General features: G+C 55.3%; 8 protein-coding genes and 2 pseudogenes. 4 read left to right on the forward strand and 6 right to left on the reverse strand.

The features are described 5' to 3' along the window. Nucleotides 1-65 precede the first annotated feature (65 nt). Complete coding sequence (locus tag A7P99_RS03450; RefSeq protein ID WP_067528066.1) at nucleotides 66-1,505, reverse strand: porin family protein; 1,440 nt, start codon at nucleotides 1,503-1,505, stop codon at nucleotides 66-68. 385 nt (nucleotides 1,506-1,890) lie between these two features. Here A7P99_RS03450 and A7P99_RS03455 point away from each other — a divergent pair, with 385 nt between their 5' ends. After that, on the forward strand, nucleotides 1,891-2,694 hold the full coding sequence (locus A7P99_RS03455) for a factor H binding protein domain-containing protein (protein WP_067528064.1): 804 nt from the start codon (nucleotides 1,891-1,893) through the stop codon (nucleotides 2,692-2,694). Between the two features lie 165 nt (nucleotides 2,695-2,859). Here A7P99_RS03455 and A7P99_RS03460 read toward each other — a convergent pair whose 3' ends face one another. Next, nucleotides 2,860-3,660 (reverse strand): class I SAM-dependent methyltransferase, encoded by an 801-nt coding sequence (locus tag A7P99_RS03460; RefSeq protein WP_067528062.1) that lies wholly within the window; start codon nucleotides 3,658-3,660, stop codon nucleotides 2,860-2,862. A gap of 330 nt (nucleotides 3,661-3,990) precedes the next feature. Then, entirely contained in the window at nucleotides 3,991-5,115 is a 1,125-nt protein-coding gene (dnaJ, locus tag A7P99_RS03470; protein WP_067528060.1) for a molecular chaperone DnaJ, read from the reverse strand. A 224-nt stretch (nucleotides 5,116-5,339) separates the two neighbouring features. Here dnaJ and A7P99_RS03475 point away from each other — a divergent pair, with 224 nt between their 5' ends. Together A7P99_RS03475 and A7P99_RS09600 are read left to right on the forward strand one after the other, a co-directional pair. Further along, entirely contained in the window at nucleotides 5,340-5,948 is a 609-nt protein-coding gene (locus A7P99_RS03475; protein WP_067448359.1) for a nucleoside triphosphate pyrophosphatase, read from the forward strand. Nucleotides 5,949-6,052: 104 nt separating this feature from the next. Then, nucleotides 6,053-6,289: pseudogene (locus tag A7P99_RS09600) on the forward strand (NnrS family protein); the annotation flags it as partial. Between the two features lie 227 nt (nucleotides 6,290-6,516). Here A7P99_RS09600 and A7P99_RS03485 read toward each other — a convergent pair. Next, a pseudogene (locus A7P99_RS03485) lies at nucleotides 6,517-7,266 on the reverse strand (DUF4198 domain-containing protein). A 158-nt stretch (nucleotides 7,267-7,424) separates the two neighbouring features. Between A7P99_RS03485 and A7P99_RS03490 the strand changes: the two are divergent. Beyond that, a complete protein-coding gene (locus A7P99_RS03490; protein ID WP_067448355.1) occupies nucleotides 7,425-8,219 on the forward strand; it encodes a DUF5339 domain-containing protein in 795 nt (264 codons plus the stop codon). A 279-nt stretch (nucleotides 8,220-8,498) separates the two neighbouring features. Here A7P99_RS03490 and rpoC read toward each other — a convergent pair whose 3' ends face one another. Both rpoC and rpoB read right to left on the reverse strand, forming a co-directional pair. Beyond that, nucleotides 8,499-12,674: a DNA-directed RNA polymerase subunit beta' gene (gene rpoC, locus A7P99_RS03495; RefSeq protein ID WP_067448353.1), complete on the reverse strand. Its 4,176-nt coding sequence runs from the start codon at nucleotides 12,672-12,674 to the stop codon at nucleotides 8,499-8,501. A 195-nt stretch (nucleotides 12,675-12,869) separates the two neighbouring features. After that, on the reverse strand, nucleotides 12,870-17,051 hold the full coding sequence (gene rpoB / locus A7P99_RS03500; RefSeq protein ID WP_067528058.1) for a DNA-directed RNA polymerase subunit beta: 4,182 nt from the start codon (nucleotides 17,049-17,051) through the stop codon (nucleotides 12,870-12,872). Between the last annotated feature and the right edge of the window lie 170 nt (nucleotides 17,052-17,221).

Genomic DNA, 17,221 nt, shown 5'->3' on the forward strand with positions numbered 1-17,221 from the left:
CGCGCCGCCGTTTTGAGGCTACCTGAAATTTTTCAGGTAGCCTTTCCCATCACCGCCCTGCCCTGCTAAAACGAACGTCCAAACTGGATAAACACGTTGCCTTTGCGGTAGGGGTAGAAGAAGTGGCTGCTGTTTACGCGCTGCCAGGTGGCCACCAGCTGCGGGGTAATGCCGGCGAATTGGAGCTTGCGGTGAGAGAGCGCGAGGCTGGCGGTGAGCTCGTGGTCACGGCGGGTGATGCGGAATAGGTCGGGGGCGTCGTAGCTGCGGTGGCCGGCGCTGATTTGGGCGGAGGTGGTGAGCCCCCAGCCCCATTGCTGAGTCCAGCCCAGGCGCAGGCCTTTGCGGGTGTAGGATTCGCTGTTGTCGGCGGCGGTTTTGCGCAGCCAGTCGAGGCCGAAGCTGAAATATTGGGTGGGGCTTCGCACGAAAAGCCAAGTGCCGGAAGCGGTGTAGCTGTCGCCGTCGAGCCAGCGGCGGCGGTCGTGGCGCTGCTCGCCTATTTCAAGCGCACTCAATATTTTATGGCGCGGGGTGAGCCAATATTGCCATTCGGCACGTACGCCGACTTCGCGCGAGTATTTGTGTGTGCCATACCAGCGGCGTTCGTAATAGGGGGTAACGGCGGCTTCGGCACGGGCGGTTTTATAGGCGGGGCCGCTGCTGAAGCGGGCGATTTGGTCGTCGTATTTGTGGTTGTTCCAATAGAATTTGCCGTAGTCATCGAGACTGAGCCGCCAGTAGAGGTTGCCGTGCACGTTCCAGTCGCGATCGGCGTTGAGGCGGTAGGCGAAGCCTTGAGCGGATTCAGGCTCGGGCAGTGTCCACACACCGCGCGGGGTGCGGATTTCGCGCTCGCGACCGGCGTTGTTTACATTGCTGTCGCTGATGAAGTTTACGCTGCCGCCGAAGCTCCAGCGGTCGCGTTTGCGCAGGGCTTCGAGGTATTGCCCGGCAATCTGTTGCAGCTCGGGCGCGAGATTGGGGGTTTGGCGGAAATGTTCGAACTCTTGCCGCGCATCTTTGTCGGCACGGTTTTCAAACAGGCTCTGCGCCAGCGAAAGGCGCACGGGTGGGATGTCGGGGTCGGCTGCTAATACGGTGCGGTAGAGGCCGATGGCGTGTTGGTAGTCGCCCTCAGCGCGAGCAATCAGCGCCTGTGCCAAAGCCACCAACAGCGCATCGTGCGGCCCGGGCAGTTCAAGATAAATCGGCAGCAACAGCGCCGCGCCTTCGGCATTGTGGGTGAGCACGGCATAGCTGAGCGCCTGTTGCAGCATCTCGGGGCGTTGCAGCAGCTCTTCGCGGCTCATTTGCAGGCGCCTGTCGGGCGGCGCGGCGGGTGTGGGCGGGGTTTCTGCCTGCGGCGCGGCAGCAGGTGTGATGTCGAAACCGGTATCTGGCTCGGTTGCCAACCTATCTTCCGGCGGCGCGGCCAAGGCCACCTGAAAAGGCAACAGCAGCAGGCAAGCAACCACCAGCCAAGGCTTTCTCTGTATGCTCATTAAACGCTTTCCTTGAGACAAATCCATAAAACGGGCGGATTATAGCGGATTCAGTATGCCCGCCAAACCTAAACCAACATTCGTAAAGCACAGAAAACTATAACGATTACACTCTTCCACAGTAGGTTTTGTAGAAAAAATGGCGAATTTCCATTCTGTTTTCAAGCAGGTTAGCTGCTTTATCTCAACCATTCACGTCCTCTTTAATACACTTTATATCCAAAAAAAGAACATAACTCTTAATTGCCAAAATTAACCAACAAGCTTGTCGCTATCATGCTATAAATTCCAAATATTTTAATATTCACCCATATTTCCTACCAAGAGGCGTGCTATACTGTCTCTGCTTTAAGCAGTGTTCCCTGAAAAATGAAAGGATTTCGCCATGAAAAAACATCACACTCTTTACATCATGATTACAGCCCTCGCTTTGGGAGGCTGCGGCAGCGCCGGCAACTCGCTGGCCAATGCGATTACCGACCCGTTTACACCAAAGCCGCACGGTAAACCTTCTCTTGCGATTAACGACCAGAACGGTAACGGATTGTTGCGAACTGGTAATAATATGGTGGCAGACACAATCAATATTGACGGTCGGGATTATAGGAATAACAGCACGTTGGATATCGGCCATAACTGGCAAAACAGGCTAACCGGTTTTCACTATGTACTGAAAAGTAACGGTCGTAGTTTGGAAGACGGCCAATTAGAGATGTACAAACGTTCTTATAGCGCTATCGTTGGTGCGCACGTTAGAAACCGCTATGCTCCAGATGGCACAGCGACAGGAGCAAACGAATTCCAGATCAGAAGCATCCAAGGCACGCTTACTCAAGAAAACCAACTGCCAACCACCGGTACCGTTCGTTATCAAGGCCATGCTTTCGCCGGCTCGGATGAACGCAACGGCAGGTTAGATTACAGCATCAATTACGGCGGTCGTACGGGCTCCGGCCGAATTACCGGCCTGCCGGATTTCGGCGACATCAACCTGCGCACCGGTAATTTAGACCGCCATAATTCCAACATTACCGGCGTTGCCGAATCCCAACGCCGAGGAAACGGCAATTACCATCTCAATATCTTCGGCCCGAATGCCAACGAAATCGCTGGTAAAGCACATAACTTTACTACCCCTCCCGGCAGTGTGAATCGGGAAGTCGGCTTCTCCGGCAGTCGTGTGAATTAACCCTGCTTAGAGCGATAGCTGGCAAGTTTTGCCCATGCGTTTTTTCTCGGTTTCCCAACAAAAACGCGCCAACCCATAACGGCAAAACACAGCCACCGCAAATTGCAAAAGGCTACCTGAAAACTTTCAGGTAGCCTTTCCTACATCTGACATAGCACAAGGCATTCAACCGTTTTGCACTCCTACAGCACCCGGGCTGACGGCATCGACAGCTTTGCAGCTGTGCACAGCAATATAGCCCATGGTTTTGGCCGGGTCGTTGAAGGTGCGGTACATCCGTTTGAAGGCGGCGCGGTTTTCGGCTTTGAGTGCGTTTTTCACGATTTGGAAGGCGCGCCGCCAGCCTTCGTCGTAAATCAGGCCTTTGGGCGAAAGCAGGGTCATGCCGCCGCTGATGGTGGTGATGTTGCTGAAGCCGCTGCGGTGGAAAAGATCGGTCCAGGCGCTTTCGGTGAGCGGGGTAACTTTCACTTGGATGGTGTCACGCAGGCGTTCCACGGCTTCTTCGGTGTTGTGCTCGCTCACCACCACATCGTGCGTGAGCAACACGCCGCCGGGCTTGAGCACGCGGAAGTATTCGGCCACGGCCATTTCTTTGTTGGCCAGCGGCAGCATGGTGAGCATGGCTTCGTTGATGACGACATCGAAGCTGTTATCGGGGAAAGGCAGCTCGGTGGCGTTGGCGTGCTGCACCTGCACCAGGCTTTCCAGCCCGGCGGCGCGGATGTTTTGCCGGGCTTTGTTCAGCGCGTTTTCATCTAAATCCACGCCGGTAATGTGACAGCCGAAACGCCGCGCCAGCCCCACAGCGGTGGTACCCATATTGCAGGCCACTTCCAGCACCTGCGTATCGGGGGCGAAGCGGGTTTGGTTGATCAGCCATTCGGTGGCGAAACGGCCGCCGGGGCGCAGGAGGGTTTTGCCGAGGCGGGCGAGGAAATGATGGCCGGTTTGGTCTTTCTTCATGAGATTCTCCTGTGTGGATGCGGTGAGCGGGGCTGCCGCGCCCAAGGGCTTGCGTGTGTCATGACCACGCAAATGATTTCCGAAAGGCTACCTGAAAAACAGGCGGCGGTTTCAGCCACACGCGCTGATGCGGTGCGGCTGGCGGCAGCTTGGGAAAACGGAAAAGTGGTTTGAAGCGCCGATGAATGATGATGTTGTTTTATGTGGCGCGGAGGTGGTTATACTGCAAAAGCGTGCTCGCGGCAAGCGGCTGGCTACCTGAATAAAGAAAGGCTACCTGAAACGCCCTATCGGGATTTCAGGTAGCCTTTTGCGCGTTTGGCTGCCTCCTTAGTCGAACAAATCGTTTTTCAAATCGCGTAGTTTGTCCATAAACGATTTCTGGCGCGGGGTTTGGGCGCGGTCGAGGCCGGTGGAGATTTTTTCAAACTCTTCCAGCAATTCGCGCTGGCGATCGGTTAGGTTGACCGGGGTCTCCACCACAATGTGGCAATACAAATCGCCCATCGAGGAAGAACGCAGCGATTTCATACCCTTGCCTTTCACGCGCATGCGGCGGCCGGTTTGGGTTTCTTTCGGGATATTCAGCTTCACGCGGCCGTTGAGCGTGGGTACTTCCACTTCGCCACCCAGCGCGGCGATGGTGAAGCTCACGGGCAATTCGCAATGCAGATCCAGCCCGTTGCGCTCGAAGATTTCGTGGCGGCGGATGTGCACCACCACATACAAATCGCCGGCGGGCGCGCCGTGCGAGCCAGGTTCGCCCTCGCCGGAGAGGCGGATGGGCTGCTCGTTTTCGATGCCGGCGGGGATGTTCACATCCAGAGTTTTGCGGCTCTTCACGCGGCCTGCACCGTGGCATTTAACGCACGGCTCTTTGATTTCACGGCCGGAGCCGCCACAGGTGGGGCAGGTTTGCTGCAATTGGAAAATGGCCTGGCGCACGTGCACCACGCCGGAACCGTGGCAGGTGGAACAGGTGGTGGCAGAAGTGCCGGGTTTGGCGCCGGAGCCGTGGCAGATGTCGCACTCTTCGTGCGAAGGGATGGTGATGCGTTTTTTGCTGCCGGCTGCGGCTTCTTCCAGCGTGATTTCAATATCGTAGCGCAGGTCTTTGCCTTGGAAGTTCTGCTGACGCGCGCCGCCTCCGCCGCCGAACATCTGACTGAAAATGTCGCCGAAATCGAAGCCGGCTGCGCCGCCGAAACCGCCAAAGCCGCCGGCATTGCCGTCTACGCCGGCCTGGCCGAATTGGTCATAGCGGCTGCGTTTTTCGCGGTCGGAAAGGATTTCGTAGGCTTTTTGGATGATTTTGAATTTCTCTTCCGCTTCCTTATTATCGGGGTTGCGGTCGGGATGGTATTTCATCGCCAGCTTGCGGTAGGCCTTTTTGATTTCGTCGTCGGAAGCATCGCGGGAGACGCCGAGGGTTTGATAATAGTCTTGATCGCTCATGGTTGCTAATGGGTAAATAAACGGTTTGCCGCGCAAGATTAGGGCAGGAGCGGGAAAAACAAGCTCTATGGCAGATTAACTTTGCTTCCACCCGCCGGCGTTGCAGCGTGTGAATCCGCTGCACCACCCCGCCCGCACAAATTCACCCGTTTTAGCTATCGCGGGAAACGGGATTTTCAGGTAGCCTTAGCGGCTTCCGCAGCTATGTAAAGAAAAGAAACGCCATGCCCAACACCATCTATCTGGCCTCGGCCAGCCCGCGCCGCCGCGAAATTCTGGTTTCATTAGGTTTCCAGCCCGTGCTGCTGACGGCGGAAACCGACGAAACGGCGCAGCCGGGCGAGGCGGTGGTGGATTATGTGGCGCGGATGGCACGGCAGAAAAACGCGGCAGCACGCCGGCTGGCGGCGCAACGCGGCCTTGCCTTGGCACAGCCGCTGTTGAGCGCCGACACGGTGGTGGCGCTGGACAATGCCATTTTGGGCAAACCGCGCGATGCGGCGCACGCCCGCGAGCTGCTGGAAAGCCTTTCCGGGCGCGAACACCAAGTGTGGACGGCGGTATGCGTATCGCTCGGCGGCCAAACGCTGGAAACGGCACAGCGCAGCGATGTGAGGTTTAAAGAACTGAGCGCGCAGGAAATCGCGGCCTATATTGCCAGCGGCGAACCGCTGGATAAAGCGGGTGCATACGGCATCCAAGGCATTGGCGGCGTGTTTGTGGCGCACCTTTCCGGCAGCTTCAGCGGCGTGATGGGGCTGCCCGTGTTTGAAACCGTGCAGCTGCTGCGCCAATTGGGCGCGCCCGTGCCGCCGTTTGCCGAGGCTACCTGAAAACGTATTGCCGCATGATTTAAGGGCTACCTGAAAAGCCTGCCGTTTTTCAGGTAGCCTTCCCCGTTTAACCCCTCCCCCTACAAACCAATAATCGACACATCATGAATCTGCTTTCCAAAAACCATCCCGTTTGGGGCATGGCCTTCCGCCCCTTCTACCCGCTGACCGCCCTCTACGGTACGCTTTCCATCCTGCTGTGGAGCTTCGGCTATCAAGGCACGGCCGCGCTGCCCAATTATTTCTGGCATGCCCACGAAATGATTTGGGGCTATGCCGGCGCGGTGGTAGTGGCTTTCCTGCTCACGGCAGTGACCACTTGGACGAAACAGCCACGCACTTGGGTACGCCTCCATGCCGCTGGCGTTTTGGCTGATGGCGGCAGCCGCCTTGCCGCAGGCCACCACGGCGATGCTGATGTATCTGCACCCGGCAAGCCCACCAGCCCGGCTTGTAGCTCTTTTACCGCCTCGCTGCTGCCCTACACTTGGTACTACCTGCATTGGCTGACCGCACCGATGGTAGACGGCAAGAAAAGTCGAGTTGCAGGCTACCTGAAACCGCCAACTCAATGATGGCTGCTGCCGATCTCGAAGGTTAGCGTGGCATAGGCAGTCAGCTGGTCGCATACAGCCTGATCGGCGAAATCGGTTTTGTGCACCACGCGCACTTTCCAGCTGCCTTGGCGCAGCGGAATGTGCTCACCATGCCGTCGGCGCGGGTGGTGCCGGAGAACGCCTGTGGTTCGAGGCGGTGTGATTTATCGACCGGATCGCGGTGGGAGAAGCCATCAAACGTGGCCACCACCGTAGCATCCGGTAGCGGCTCGCCACGGAACAACACCCGCACCGGCAACACTTTATCCACGCGCACGTTGGCCGGGTTTTGCAACGGCACAATCTCCAGCAAATCACCCACCAGCCGGCTGATCAGCTCCTTACTCGCGCTCTCGTGCCCTATGTTCACCACCGCTTTGCCAAACATACTGGTTTGCTCGCAATAAGTGGCATCTTTCATCTGCGTCAGGTTCTGCCACCGCACGCGGCATTTCAAACTGATAATTATGCTGCCCGCGCCGCATCAAATCGATTTTGCCCTGTGGCGTGAGCAATTGCAGTGGCTTGGGAAACAGCAACAAACGGTCGGCAGTAATCGGCCCCAACTCGGGATAGTGCCCATAGCTCAGTTCGGCCTTCAACACCCCGCCGCCATGCGTGTGCGCAGCATTCATCCACACCTCATGACCGTGCGCGGCCACTGATAAGCCGGCCAACAGCACGGTAGACAATGAACGGCGAAAATAAAAACTCCTTTGCAGATTGTTTGCACAAATTGGATGTTATACCATAACCATTTCATCCAAAAACCATATATAACAAAAGCACTTATTTCTTCTTATGGCATTAGCTCGCCTATTCGGGAAAAATCGCCCAGCCCTGTCGCCGCCCTTCCCGAGCAGCACAGCTTACGTGTAAGATGCGCAACAGCCTCCTTACCATATCGACATTCATTACCATGCAAGGCAAACCAGACTGGAAACGATACCGGCAGCAGCTGCAGGCAAAACTGCAAGCCCTGCGGCAAAAACAGCAAGCTAAGCCGAACGCCCGGCCATCCAAATGGCGGGGAAACTTGCGCGCTCAGTGGCAGAAACTGCGGGGAAAACTGCGTACCCTGCCACAGCAAGTGCGTGAAAAACCGCAGCTGTTGGCCGTAGCCGCCGTAGTGGCCGGCTGCCTGCTGCTCGCCTTCGGGCTCTTGGCAGGCGGCAGCCGCAAACATCCTGCCCCCGCCGCTGAGACTGCGGCTTCACAGGCCTCGGCATCGGCCGCAGGCAGCGCATCCGGCATCGAAACAGCTACTGTGTCGGTTGAGCTGGTTACTCCCGAAGTGTCGGACGGCAATACCGAAGACGACCCGCTCACTGCTGCTGAAGCCAACCCCGAACCGGAGCACGCCCTGCCGCCCACCACTGCCGACTACATGAACCCCGTGTGCGAAACCTATTTCCAACGCGCCCGCGCCTGCTTCCGCCAAGCCCCCGACGGCCAGGCCGATGCACTGTTGCAATCGCTAGAAGCCACACGCGGCGACCTCTCGCAATTAGATGCCGAAGGCTGTGAAGTGGTGAGCCGGCAGTTTGAAGAAATGGTGCAGCAGATGGATTGCGAACAAAAAGCCGCAGACAGCAAGCCGGCTAATACCAACCCGCCGCCAGCCAAGCCCGCCGAAGCCAAACCGCAAGCTGCTTCGGCAGTGCATAAGCGCTGAAGCAAAATGATCAAAAGGCTACCTGAAATACTTGATTGGCTTTTCAGGTAGCCTTTTACACAGTTCGTATAGCTAAGGTACTTCACTGCATACTGCGCTGGCTCACTTTGCCGTACTAGCTGTGCTGTCTGCGGCTTGCTGCCTGGTATGAATCAATAATTGCCCCAGCTATAGCAGGCTACCTGAAAACCTAACCCCCATCAGCCAGCCAAGCCACCCGACCACGAAAAAGGCTGAAACCGCTTATTACGGTTTCAGCCTTTTGCTTTTCAGGTAGCCTTATTCGGCTTCATCCACCTGCTCGTTCACTTGCGCCTCGTGATGCGCCTGCCACTGCGCACGGCGGCTGCGGTGGTAAGTGAGGCCGGTACCGGCCGGAATCAGGCGGCCGACAATAACGTTTTCCTTCAGACCGCGCAGGTCGTCTTTCTTGCCCATGATGGCGGCTTCGGTAAGCACGCGGGTAGTTTCCTGGAAGGAGGCCGCGGAAATGAAGCTGTCGGTAGAGAGCGAAGCCTTGGTGATACCCAGCAGGATATTGTCGAAGCGTGCCGGTTCTTTGCCTTCGGCAACGGCGCGTTCGTTGGCCTGCATTACGTCGCCACGCTCCACCTGCTCGCCGGTGATGAAACCGGTTTCGCCGGCGTCGGCAATGTTCACGCGGCGCAGCATCTGGCGGATGATCACTTCGATGTGCTTATCGGAAATGCGCACACCTTGCAGGCGGTATACTTCTTGCACTTCCTGCACGATGTAGCGTGCCAGCGCTTCGATGCCTTGCAGGCGCAGAATGTCGTGCGGGTCAACCGAGCCGTCCACGATAATCTCGCCGCGATTCACCACTTGGCCGTCGTGCACCAGAATCTGTTTCTCTTTGGAAATCAGAGTTTCGTGTGCCGCACCCTCCAAATCAGTAATCACCAGGCGCTGTTTGCCTTTGGTTTCTTTACCGAAAGACACCGTGCCGGTTACTTCGGCCAGCATGCCGGCATCTTTGGGCACGCGGGCTTCAAACAGCTCGGCCACACGTGGCAAGCCACCAGTAATGTCGCGGGTTTTGGAAGAGGCCTGCGGGATACGCGCCAGTACGTCGCCCTTGCCCACTTCCTGATCTTCGCGCACGGTAATCACCGCACCCACGGGAAAGGCCATGGAAACAGGAGTTTCAGTGCCGGGCATAGTTACCTCTTCGCCGTTCCCATCCAACAGTTTCACGGTGGGGCGCAGCAGCTTGCTGGTGCTGGTGCGGCGTTTACCATCGATCACCACCAAAGTGGAGAGGCCGGTGATTTCGTCAGTTTGACGGGTAACGGTTACGCCTTCTTCCACGTTTTCAAAGCGTACACGGCCGGCGTATTCGGTAATCATCGGGCGAGTGTGCGGATCCCAAGTGGCTAGGGTTTGGCCGGCTTTAACCGCAGAGCCGTCCTGCACCAGCAAAGTGGCGCCGTAGGGCACTTTGTGGCGTTCGCGCTCGCGACCTACTTCGTCGTGAATCACTAACTCACACGAGCGGCCGATGACCACCAACTCGCCTTTGTTGTTGGCTACATAGCGCATCTGGCTGCTGAAGCGGGCAGTGCCGTTGGATTTAGCTTCCACCTGGCTGGCGGCGGCAGCACGGGAGGCGGCACCACCAATGTGGAAGGTACGCATAGTCAACTGTGTACCGGGCTCACCGATGGATTGGGCGGCAATCACGCCCACGGCTTCGCCGGTGTTCACCAGCTTGCCGCGCGCCAAGTCTCGGCCGTAGCACTTGGCACACAAACCATAGCGGGTCTTACAAGTAATCGGGGTGCGGACTTTCACTTCGTCCACGCCGGAACGGTCGATTAAATCTACCAGCTGCTCGTTGAGTAGGGTTCCGGCCTCCACCAAGGTGGCGCTACTGGAGGGATCCACCACGTCTTGTGCAGTTACGCGGCCCAAAATGCGGTCGCGCAGGGCTTCAATCACATCGCCGCCCTGTACCACAGCTTTCATCACGAAGCCGTCGTTGGTACCACAATCGTCTTCCACTACCACCAAGTCTTGGGTCACGTCCACCAAGCGGCGGGTTAGGTAACCTGAGTTGGCGGTTTTCAGCGCAGTATCGGCCAAACCTTTGCGTGCACCGTGAGTAGCAATAAAGTATTGCAATACGGTGAGGCCTTCGCGGAAGTTTGAGGTAATCGGGGTTTCGATAATCGAACCGTCAGGCTTGGCCATCAGACCACGCATACCGGAAAGCTGTTTAATCTGGGCGGCAGAACCACGTGCACCAGAGTCGGCCATCATGTAGATGGAGTTGAACGACTCCTGGTCCACTTCTTTGCCTTTGCGGTCGATCACTTTCTGTTTAGAAAGATTATCCATCATCGCCTTGGCAATTTTATCGCCGGCACGGCCCCAAATATCTACCACTTTGTTGTAGCGCTCGCCATTGGTAACCAAACCTTGGCGGTATTGATCTTCGATTTCCTTCACTTCGGCGTTGGCTTCGGCCAAGAGTTTGACTTTCTCTTTCGGTACCTCCATATCATCCACGCAGATGGAGATGCCACCTTTGGCTGCAAAGCTGAAGCCGGTATACATCAGGTGGTCGGCAAAAATCACTGTATCGCGTAAGCCACACAGGCGGAACGAGGCATTAATCAGTCGCGAGATTTCTTTTTTCTTCAACGCTTTGTTGATGTATTCAAACGGCAGGCCTTTGGGCAGAATTTCGGAAAGCAGGGCACGGCCGACTGTGGTTTCATAGCGCTTGGTAATCGGCTCGAACTCGTCTTGGTCGTCTTTCACCCATTCCTGCAGGCGCACGGTGATTTTGGTGCCCAATTCCACCTGCTTGGTGTAGTAAGCGCGGTGCACTTCTTTCACGTCGGAAAACAGACTACCTTCGCCTTTACCATTGATTTTGTCGCGAGTCATGTAGTATAGACCCAACACAATATCTTGAGACGGCACGATAATCGGCTCGCCATTAGCGGGAGAGAGCACGTTGTTGGAGGCCAGCATCAGAGTGCGGGCTTCCATTTGTGCTTCCAGGCTCAAGGGAACGTGTACGGCCATTTGGTCGCCATCGAAGTCAGCGTTGAACGCGGCGCACACCAAGGGATGCAGCTGGATAGCCTTGCCTTCAATCAAAATTGGCTCAAAAGCCTGAATTCCCAAGCGGTGCAGAGTCGGGGCACGGTTGAGCATAATCGGGTGCTCACGGATGACTTCGTCCAAAATATCCCACACCACTGGCACTTCCTGCTCCACCAGTTTTTTGGCAGCTTTCACGGTAGCCGCCTCGCCGCGCACTTCCAGTTTGTGGAAGATGAACGGTTTGAATAGCTCCAAGGCCATGCGTTTGGGCAGGCCACACTGGTGCAGGCGCAGATAGGGGCCGACGGTAATCACAGAACGGCCGGAGTAGTCTACGCGTTTGCCCAACAGGTTTTGGCGGAAGCGGCCGCCTTTGCCTTTAATCATGTCAGCCAGCGATTTGAGCGGGCGTTTGTTGGCGCCGGTCATAGCCTTGCCGCGGCGGCCATTATCCAACAGGCTGTCCACCGCTTCCTGCAGCATGCGTTTTTCGTTGCGCACGATGATGTCGGGCGCATGCAGCTCCAGCAGGCGTTTGAGGCGGTTGTTGCGGTTGATGACGCGGCGATAGAGGTCATTCAAATCGGAAGTGGCGAAACGCCCGCCATCCAACGGCACCAACGGACGCAAATCAGGCGGCAGCACGGGCAACACGTCCATAATCATCCACTCCAGCTTCATGCCATTGCGCTGAAAGACTTCCAGCACTTTCAGTCGTTTAGCCAGCTTCTTGATTTTGGTTTCGGAGCCGGTGCTTTCCAATTCCTGCCGCAGGATTTCGATTTCGGCCGGCACATCCAATGAGCGCAACAGTTCGCGGATGCCTTCGGCGCCCATTTTGGCATCGAAGTCTTCGCCGTATTCATCCAGCTTGGCGTAGTAGTCTTCCTCGGTCAGCAGCTGGCGGCGTTGCAGCGAGGTCATGCCAGGGTCGGTTACCACAAAAGCTTCGAAATACAGCACGCGCTCAATATCGCGCAAGGTCATATCCAACACCATGCCGAGGCGGGAAGGCAGTGATTTCAAGAACCAAATATGGGCAACAGGCGCGGCCAGCTCAATATGCCCCATGCGCTCACGGCGCACTTTAGAAAGGGTAACTTCCACACCGCATTTTTCGCAAGTTACACCTTTGAACTTCAATCGCTTATATTTTCCGCACAAGCATTCGTAGTCTTTTACCGGGCCGAAGATTTTGGCGCAGAATAGGCCGTCGCGCTCGGGTTTGAAGGTACGGTAGTTGATGGTTTCCGGCTTCTTCACTTCACCGTAAGACCAAGAGCGGATGGTTTCGGGCGAGGCAATGCCGATTTTGATAGCATCGAATTCTTCTTCCATGCCGGCAGCTTGCAGGGGGTTAAACAGGTTCGACAGATTCATTTTTGCTCCCAATCAGGATTTTGTATTTTGCTCACTCTACTTCAGACAGCCTTTGAGGCTACCTGAAAAATATGGGCGGGCAGCTTGGCCGGATTTTTGTCCGGCAGCAAACAGCGGCTCGGCGGGATATATCACGCCGGCACAATGGCCGTTTCTATTTTCAGGTAGCCTTTAAGGCTACCTGAAAAGCCCCGTTTAATACCGCTCCATATCGATATCCAAGCCCAGCGAACGGATTTCTTTTACCAACACGTTAAACGATTCGGGCATGCCGGCTTCGATTTTGTGTTCACCTTTAACGATGTTTTCATACATCTTCGTGCGGCCGGTTACGTCGTCCGATTTCACGGTCAGCATTTCCTGCAGCGTGTAGGCGGCGCCATAGGCTTCCAACGCCCACACCTCCATCTCACCGAAACGCTGGCCACCGAACTGGGCTTTACCGCCGAGCGGCTGCTGGGTAACGAGCGAGTACGGGCCAGTAGAACGAGCGTGCATTTTTTCGTCCACCAAGTGGTGCAGCTTCAGATAGTGCATCACGCCCACGGTTACCTTACGGTCGAACGGTTCGCCGGAGCGGCCGTCGTACAGGGTGATTTGGGTTTTGGTGTCGTTGAAGCCCAGTTTCTGCACTTCTGGGTCGTCGCTTGGGTAGGCCAATTCGAGCATGTCGTAGATTTCCTGCTCTTTGGCACCGTCGAACACCGGCGAGGCAAACGTGGCACCGCCCTTGAGGTTTTCGGCCAAAGTTAGGATTTCTTCGTCGCTGAGTGATTTCAGGTCTTCTTTTTTGCCGCTGCCATTATAGAGTTTTTCCAGGAAGGAGCGGATTTCTTTCATTTTGCGCTGCTCAGCCAGCATTTTCTCAATACGTTGGCCGATACCCTTGGCGGCCCAGCCCAAATGCACTTCCAGAATCTGGCCAATGTTCATACGCGAAGGTACGCCCAGCGGATTGAGCACGATGTCTACGGTGCGACCGTCGGCCATGTAGGGCATGTCTTCCACCGGCAGAATGCGCGATACCACGCCTTTGTTACCGTGGCGGCCAGCCATTTTGTCGCCAGCCTGCAGGCGGCGTTTGATAGCGATGAACACTTTGACCATTTTCTGCACACCGGGCGGCAGCTCATCGCCCTGGGTCATTTTTTTCTTCTTGATTTCGTATTGCTCGTCGGCCTCTTCGCGTTTCTGCTGCAAGCTGAGCTTAATCAGCTCAAGCTGTTTGGCCAGTTCTTCATCTGACAAGCGGATGTCGAACCAATCGTGCTTGGTCGGCAGGGAAGCCAGGTATTCGGCAGTAATTTCTTTGCCTTTGCCCAGCTTCATCGGGCCACCATTGGCTTTTTGACCAACAATCATGCGCTCGATACGGTCGAAGGCATCGTTGTCAAAAATACGCAGTTGGTCGTTCAAATCCAAGCGGTAGCGTTTCAGCTCGGCGTCAATAATGGATTGGGCACGTTTGTCGCGCTGGATGCCTTCGCGGGTAAATACCTGTACGTCGATTACCGTACCGCTCATACCAGTGGGCATACGCAGCGAGGTATCTTTCACGTCGGAGGCTTTTTCGCCGAAGATGGCACGCAACAGTTTTTCTTCCGGCGTGAGCTGGGTTTCGCCTTTGGGCGTTACTTTGCCCACCAATACGTCGCCGGCTTCCACCTCGGCGCCGATATATACGATGCCGCTTTCGTCCAAACGGTTTTGCATGCGTTCGGACAGGTTGGGAATATCGCGGGTGATTTCTTCCGCACCCAGCTTGGTGTCACGCGCCACCACATTGAGCTCTTCGATGTGGATGGAGGTGTAGCGGTCGGCGGCAGCTACTTTCTCGGAAATCAGAATCGAGTCTTCGTAGTTGTAGCCGTTCCAAGGCATGAAGGCGATGGTCATGTTCTGGCCAAGCGCGAGTTCGCCCAAGTCAGTAGAAGCGCCGTCGGCAATCAAATCACCGCGCTGCAACACATCGCCGGCTTTCACCGCCGGGCGTTGGTTGATGTTGGTAGATTGGTTGGAGCGGGTGAATTTCACCAAATTGTAGATGTCCACACCCACTTCTCCGGCAGCGGTTTCTTCGTCGTGTACGCGCACCACGATACGGTTGGCGTCCACATATTCCACCACCCCACCACGACGGGCCACGATAGCAGTGGCAGAATCCACGGCCACGGAGCGTTCGATGCCGGTGCCAACCAGCGGTTTTTCGGCACGCAGGCAGGGTACAGCCTGACGTTGCATGTTGGCACCCATCAAGGCACGGTTGGCGTCATCATGCTCCAAGAAAGGAATCAGAGAGGCAGCCACAGACACCACTTGGCCGGTAGCCACATCCATATACTGCACGCGGTCGGCGCTGGCCATGATGGTTTCGCCTTTTTCGCGGCAGGTAATCAAATCACCTTTCAGGTAGCCTTTCTTATCCACTTCGGCGTTGGCCTGCGCAATTACATAACGGCCTTCTTCAATGGCAGACAAATAGTCGATTTTATCAGTAACTTTGCCATCCACCACGCGGCGGTACGGAGTTTCCAAGAAGCCGTAATCGTTGGTGCGAGCATAAACAGATAATGAGTTAATTAGGCCGATGTTCGGGCCTTCAGGCGTTTCAATCGGGCACACACGGCCATAATGAGTCGGGTGTACATCTCGCACTTCGAACCCAGCACGTTCACGGGTCAGGCCACCCGGACCGAGTGCGGATACACGGCGTTTATGGGTTACTTCCGACAGCGGATTGGTCTGATCCATAAACTGTGATAGTTGGCTGGAGCCAAAAAATTCTTTGATGGCAGCCGATACCGGTTTGGCGTTGATCAAATCGGTCGGCATTAGGTTGTCAGCTTCCGCCTGATTCAGGCGCTCTTTTACTGCGCGCTCCACACGGGCCAAGCCAGAGCGGAACTGGTTTTCAGTCAATTCGCCCACGGAACGCACGCGGCGGTTACCCAGGTGGTCAATATCATCCACTTCACCATGGCCGTTGCGCAACTCAACCAGCGTAGCGATAGAGGCAACAATGTCTTCCGTGCTAAGAATAAACCCGCCTTTTTCAGCTGCACCGGCCAGGATTTCGTTTAACAGACGGCCATACCAAGACCGCTGCTGGTCTTCAGACAGTTTTTGCTCATAGGTGCGGGTATTGAATTTCATGCGGCCAACGCGCGATAGGTCATAGCTGGCCTCATTAAAGAACAGGCGATCAAACAGCATTTCTACTGCTTCTTCGGTGGGCGGTTCGCCAGGGCGCATCATGCGGTAAATGGCAATACGTGCGGCCATTTGGTCAGTAGTTTCATCTACTTGCAACGTAGAGGAAATATAGCCGCCATACCCCAACTCGCTGATATATAAGGTTTGGACTTCACTCACACCCTGAATTTCCAACTGTGCCAGCAATTCTTCGGTAATTTCGCTATTGGCTGGTGCCAGAATTTCACCGGTATCGGGTACGATAACATCTTTAGCCAGCATTTTGCCGATCAAAGCCTCGGCATCCACCCGTAAGCGCTTCAAGCCAGCTTTCTCAATATCACGCAACCCTTTGGCGGTAACCCGCTTGCCCGCGGCAACCAGCACCTTGCCGTCCGCATCGTAAATATCGGTTTTCACGGTTTCACCCTTTAAACGCGACAAAACCAGCTCGGTCTCCACACCATCTTTGCTTAGGTAAAATGTTTCTTTGTCATAGAAGGTATCTAAGATCTGCTCAGCGCTGTATCCCAATGCTTTCAGCAAAATGGTTACTGGCATTTTGCGACGGCGGTCGATACGGAAATAGAGCAAGTCTTTCGGGTCAAACTCCAAATCTAGCCATGAGCCGCGATAGGGGATGATGCGGGCAGAAAACAGCAGCTTGCCTGAAGAATGGGTTTTACCCCGGTCATGCTCGAAAAACACGCCCGGAGAGCGGTGCAGCTGAGACACAATGACACGCTCAGTGCCGTTAATGATGAATGAACCATAAGGAGTCATCAGCGGGATTTCGCCCATATAAACTTCATTCTCGCGCACTTCTTTCACCACATTAGGCTTGGAAGATTCTTTATCTAGAATCACCAAGCGAATTCGGGCTCGTAAAGGGGCGGCATAAGTAATGCCACGCAGTTGGCATTCAGCAATATCAAATAAAGGTTCACCTAAGATGTAATGAGTAAATTCCAACCGAGAATATCCATTGTGGCTCACAATCGGGAAAATAGAATTAAATGCGGCCTGCAAGCCTTCATCCAAGCGCTTATCGAAAGCAGTTTCCTGCTGGAGAAATTTGTGGTAAGACTCCAGCTGGGTAGCCAACAAATACGGCACTTCCAACACACTATCGCGTTTGGCAAAACTCTTTCGGATACGCTTTTTTTCGGTAACTGAATAACTCATTGTTGAACACTCCAGATAATGAGAAAGGTTGACTCCAACTTGAACAGCAGCAATATCCGCCGCCACCTGAAATTTGCATATATTTGCCATTTGAGTGGCGGCATATGGTAAATATATGCAAATTATTATTTATTACCAATCTCCAAGCAAAACAAGGCTGGCAGAAACCT

Source organism: Eikenella sp. NML120348, assembly GCF_001648435.1.
In the GTDB taxonomy this organism is placed as follows: Bacteria; Pseudomonadota; Gammaproteobacteria; order Burkholderiales; family Neisseriaceae; genus Eikenella; species Eikenella exigua.

Coding starts and splice junctions, on each gene's coding strand:
- A7P99_RS03450 (WP_067528066.1), bottom strand. CDS start 1,505: ATGAGCATACAGAGAAAGCCTTGGCTGGTGGTTGCTTGCCTGCTGCTG.
- rpoB (WP_067528058.1), bottom strand. CDS start 17,051: ATGAGTTATTCAGTTACCGAAAAAAAGCGTATCCGAAAGAGTTTTGCC.
- rpoC (WP_067448353.1), bottom strand. CDS start 12,674: ATGAATCTGTCGAACCTGTTTAACCCCCTGCAAGCTGCCGGCATGGAA.
- A7P99_RS03490 (WP_067448355.1), top strand. CDS start 7,425: ATGCGCAACAGCCTCCTTACCATATCGACATTCATTACCATGCAAGGC.
- A7P99_RS03475 (WP_067448359.1), top strand. CDS start 5,340: ATGCCCAACACCATCTATCTGGCCTCGGCCAGCCCGCGCCGCCGCGAA.
- A7P99_RS03455 (WP_067528064.1), top strand. CDS start 1,891: ATGAAAAAACATCACACTCTTTACATCATGATTACAGCCCTCGCTTTG.
- A7P99_RS03460 (WP_067528062.1), bottom strand. CDS start 3,660: ATGAAGAAAGACCAAACCGGCCATCATTTCCTCGCCCGCCTCGGCAAA.
- dnaJ (WP_067528060.1), bottom strand. CDS start 5,115: ATGAGCGATCAAGACTATTATCAAACCCTCGGCGTCTCCCGCGATGCT.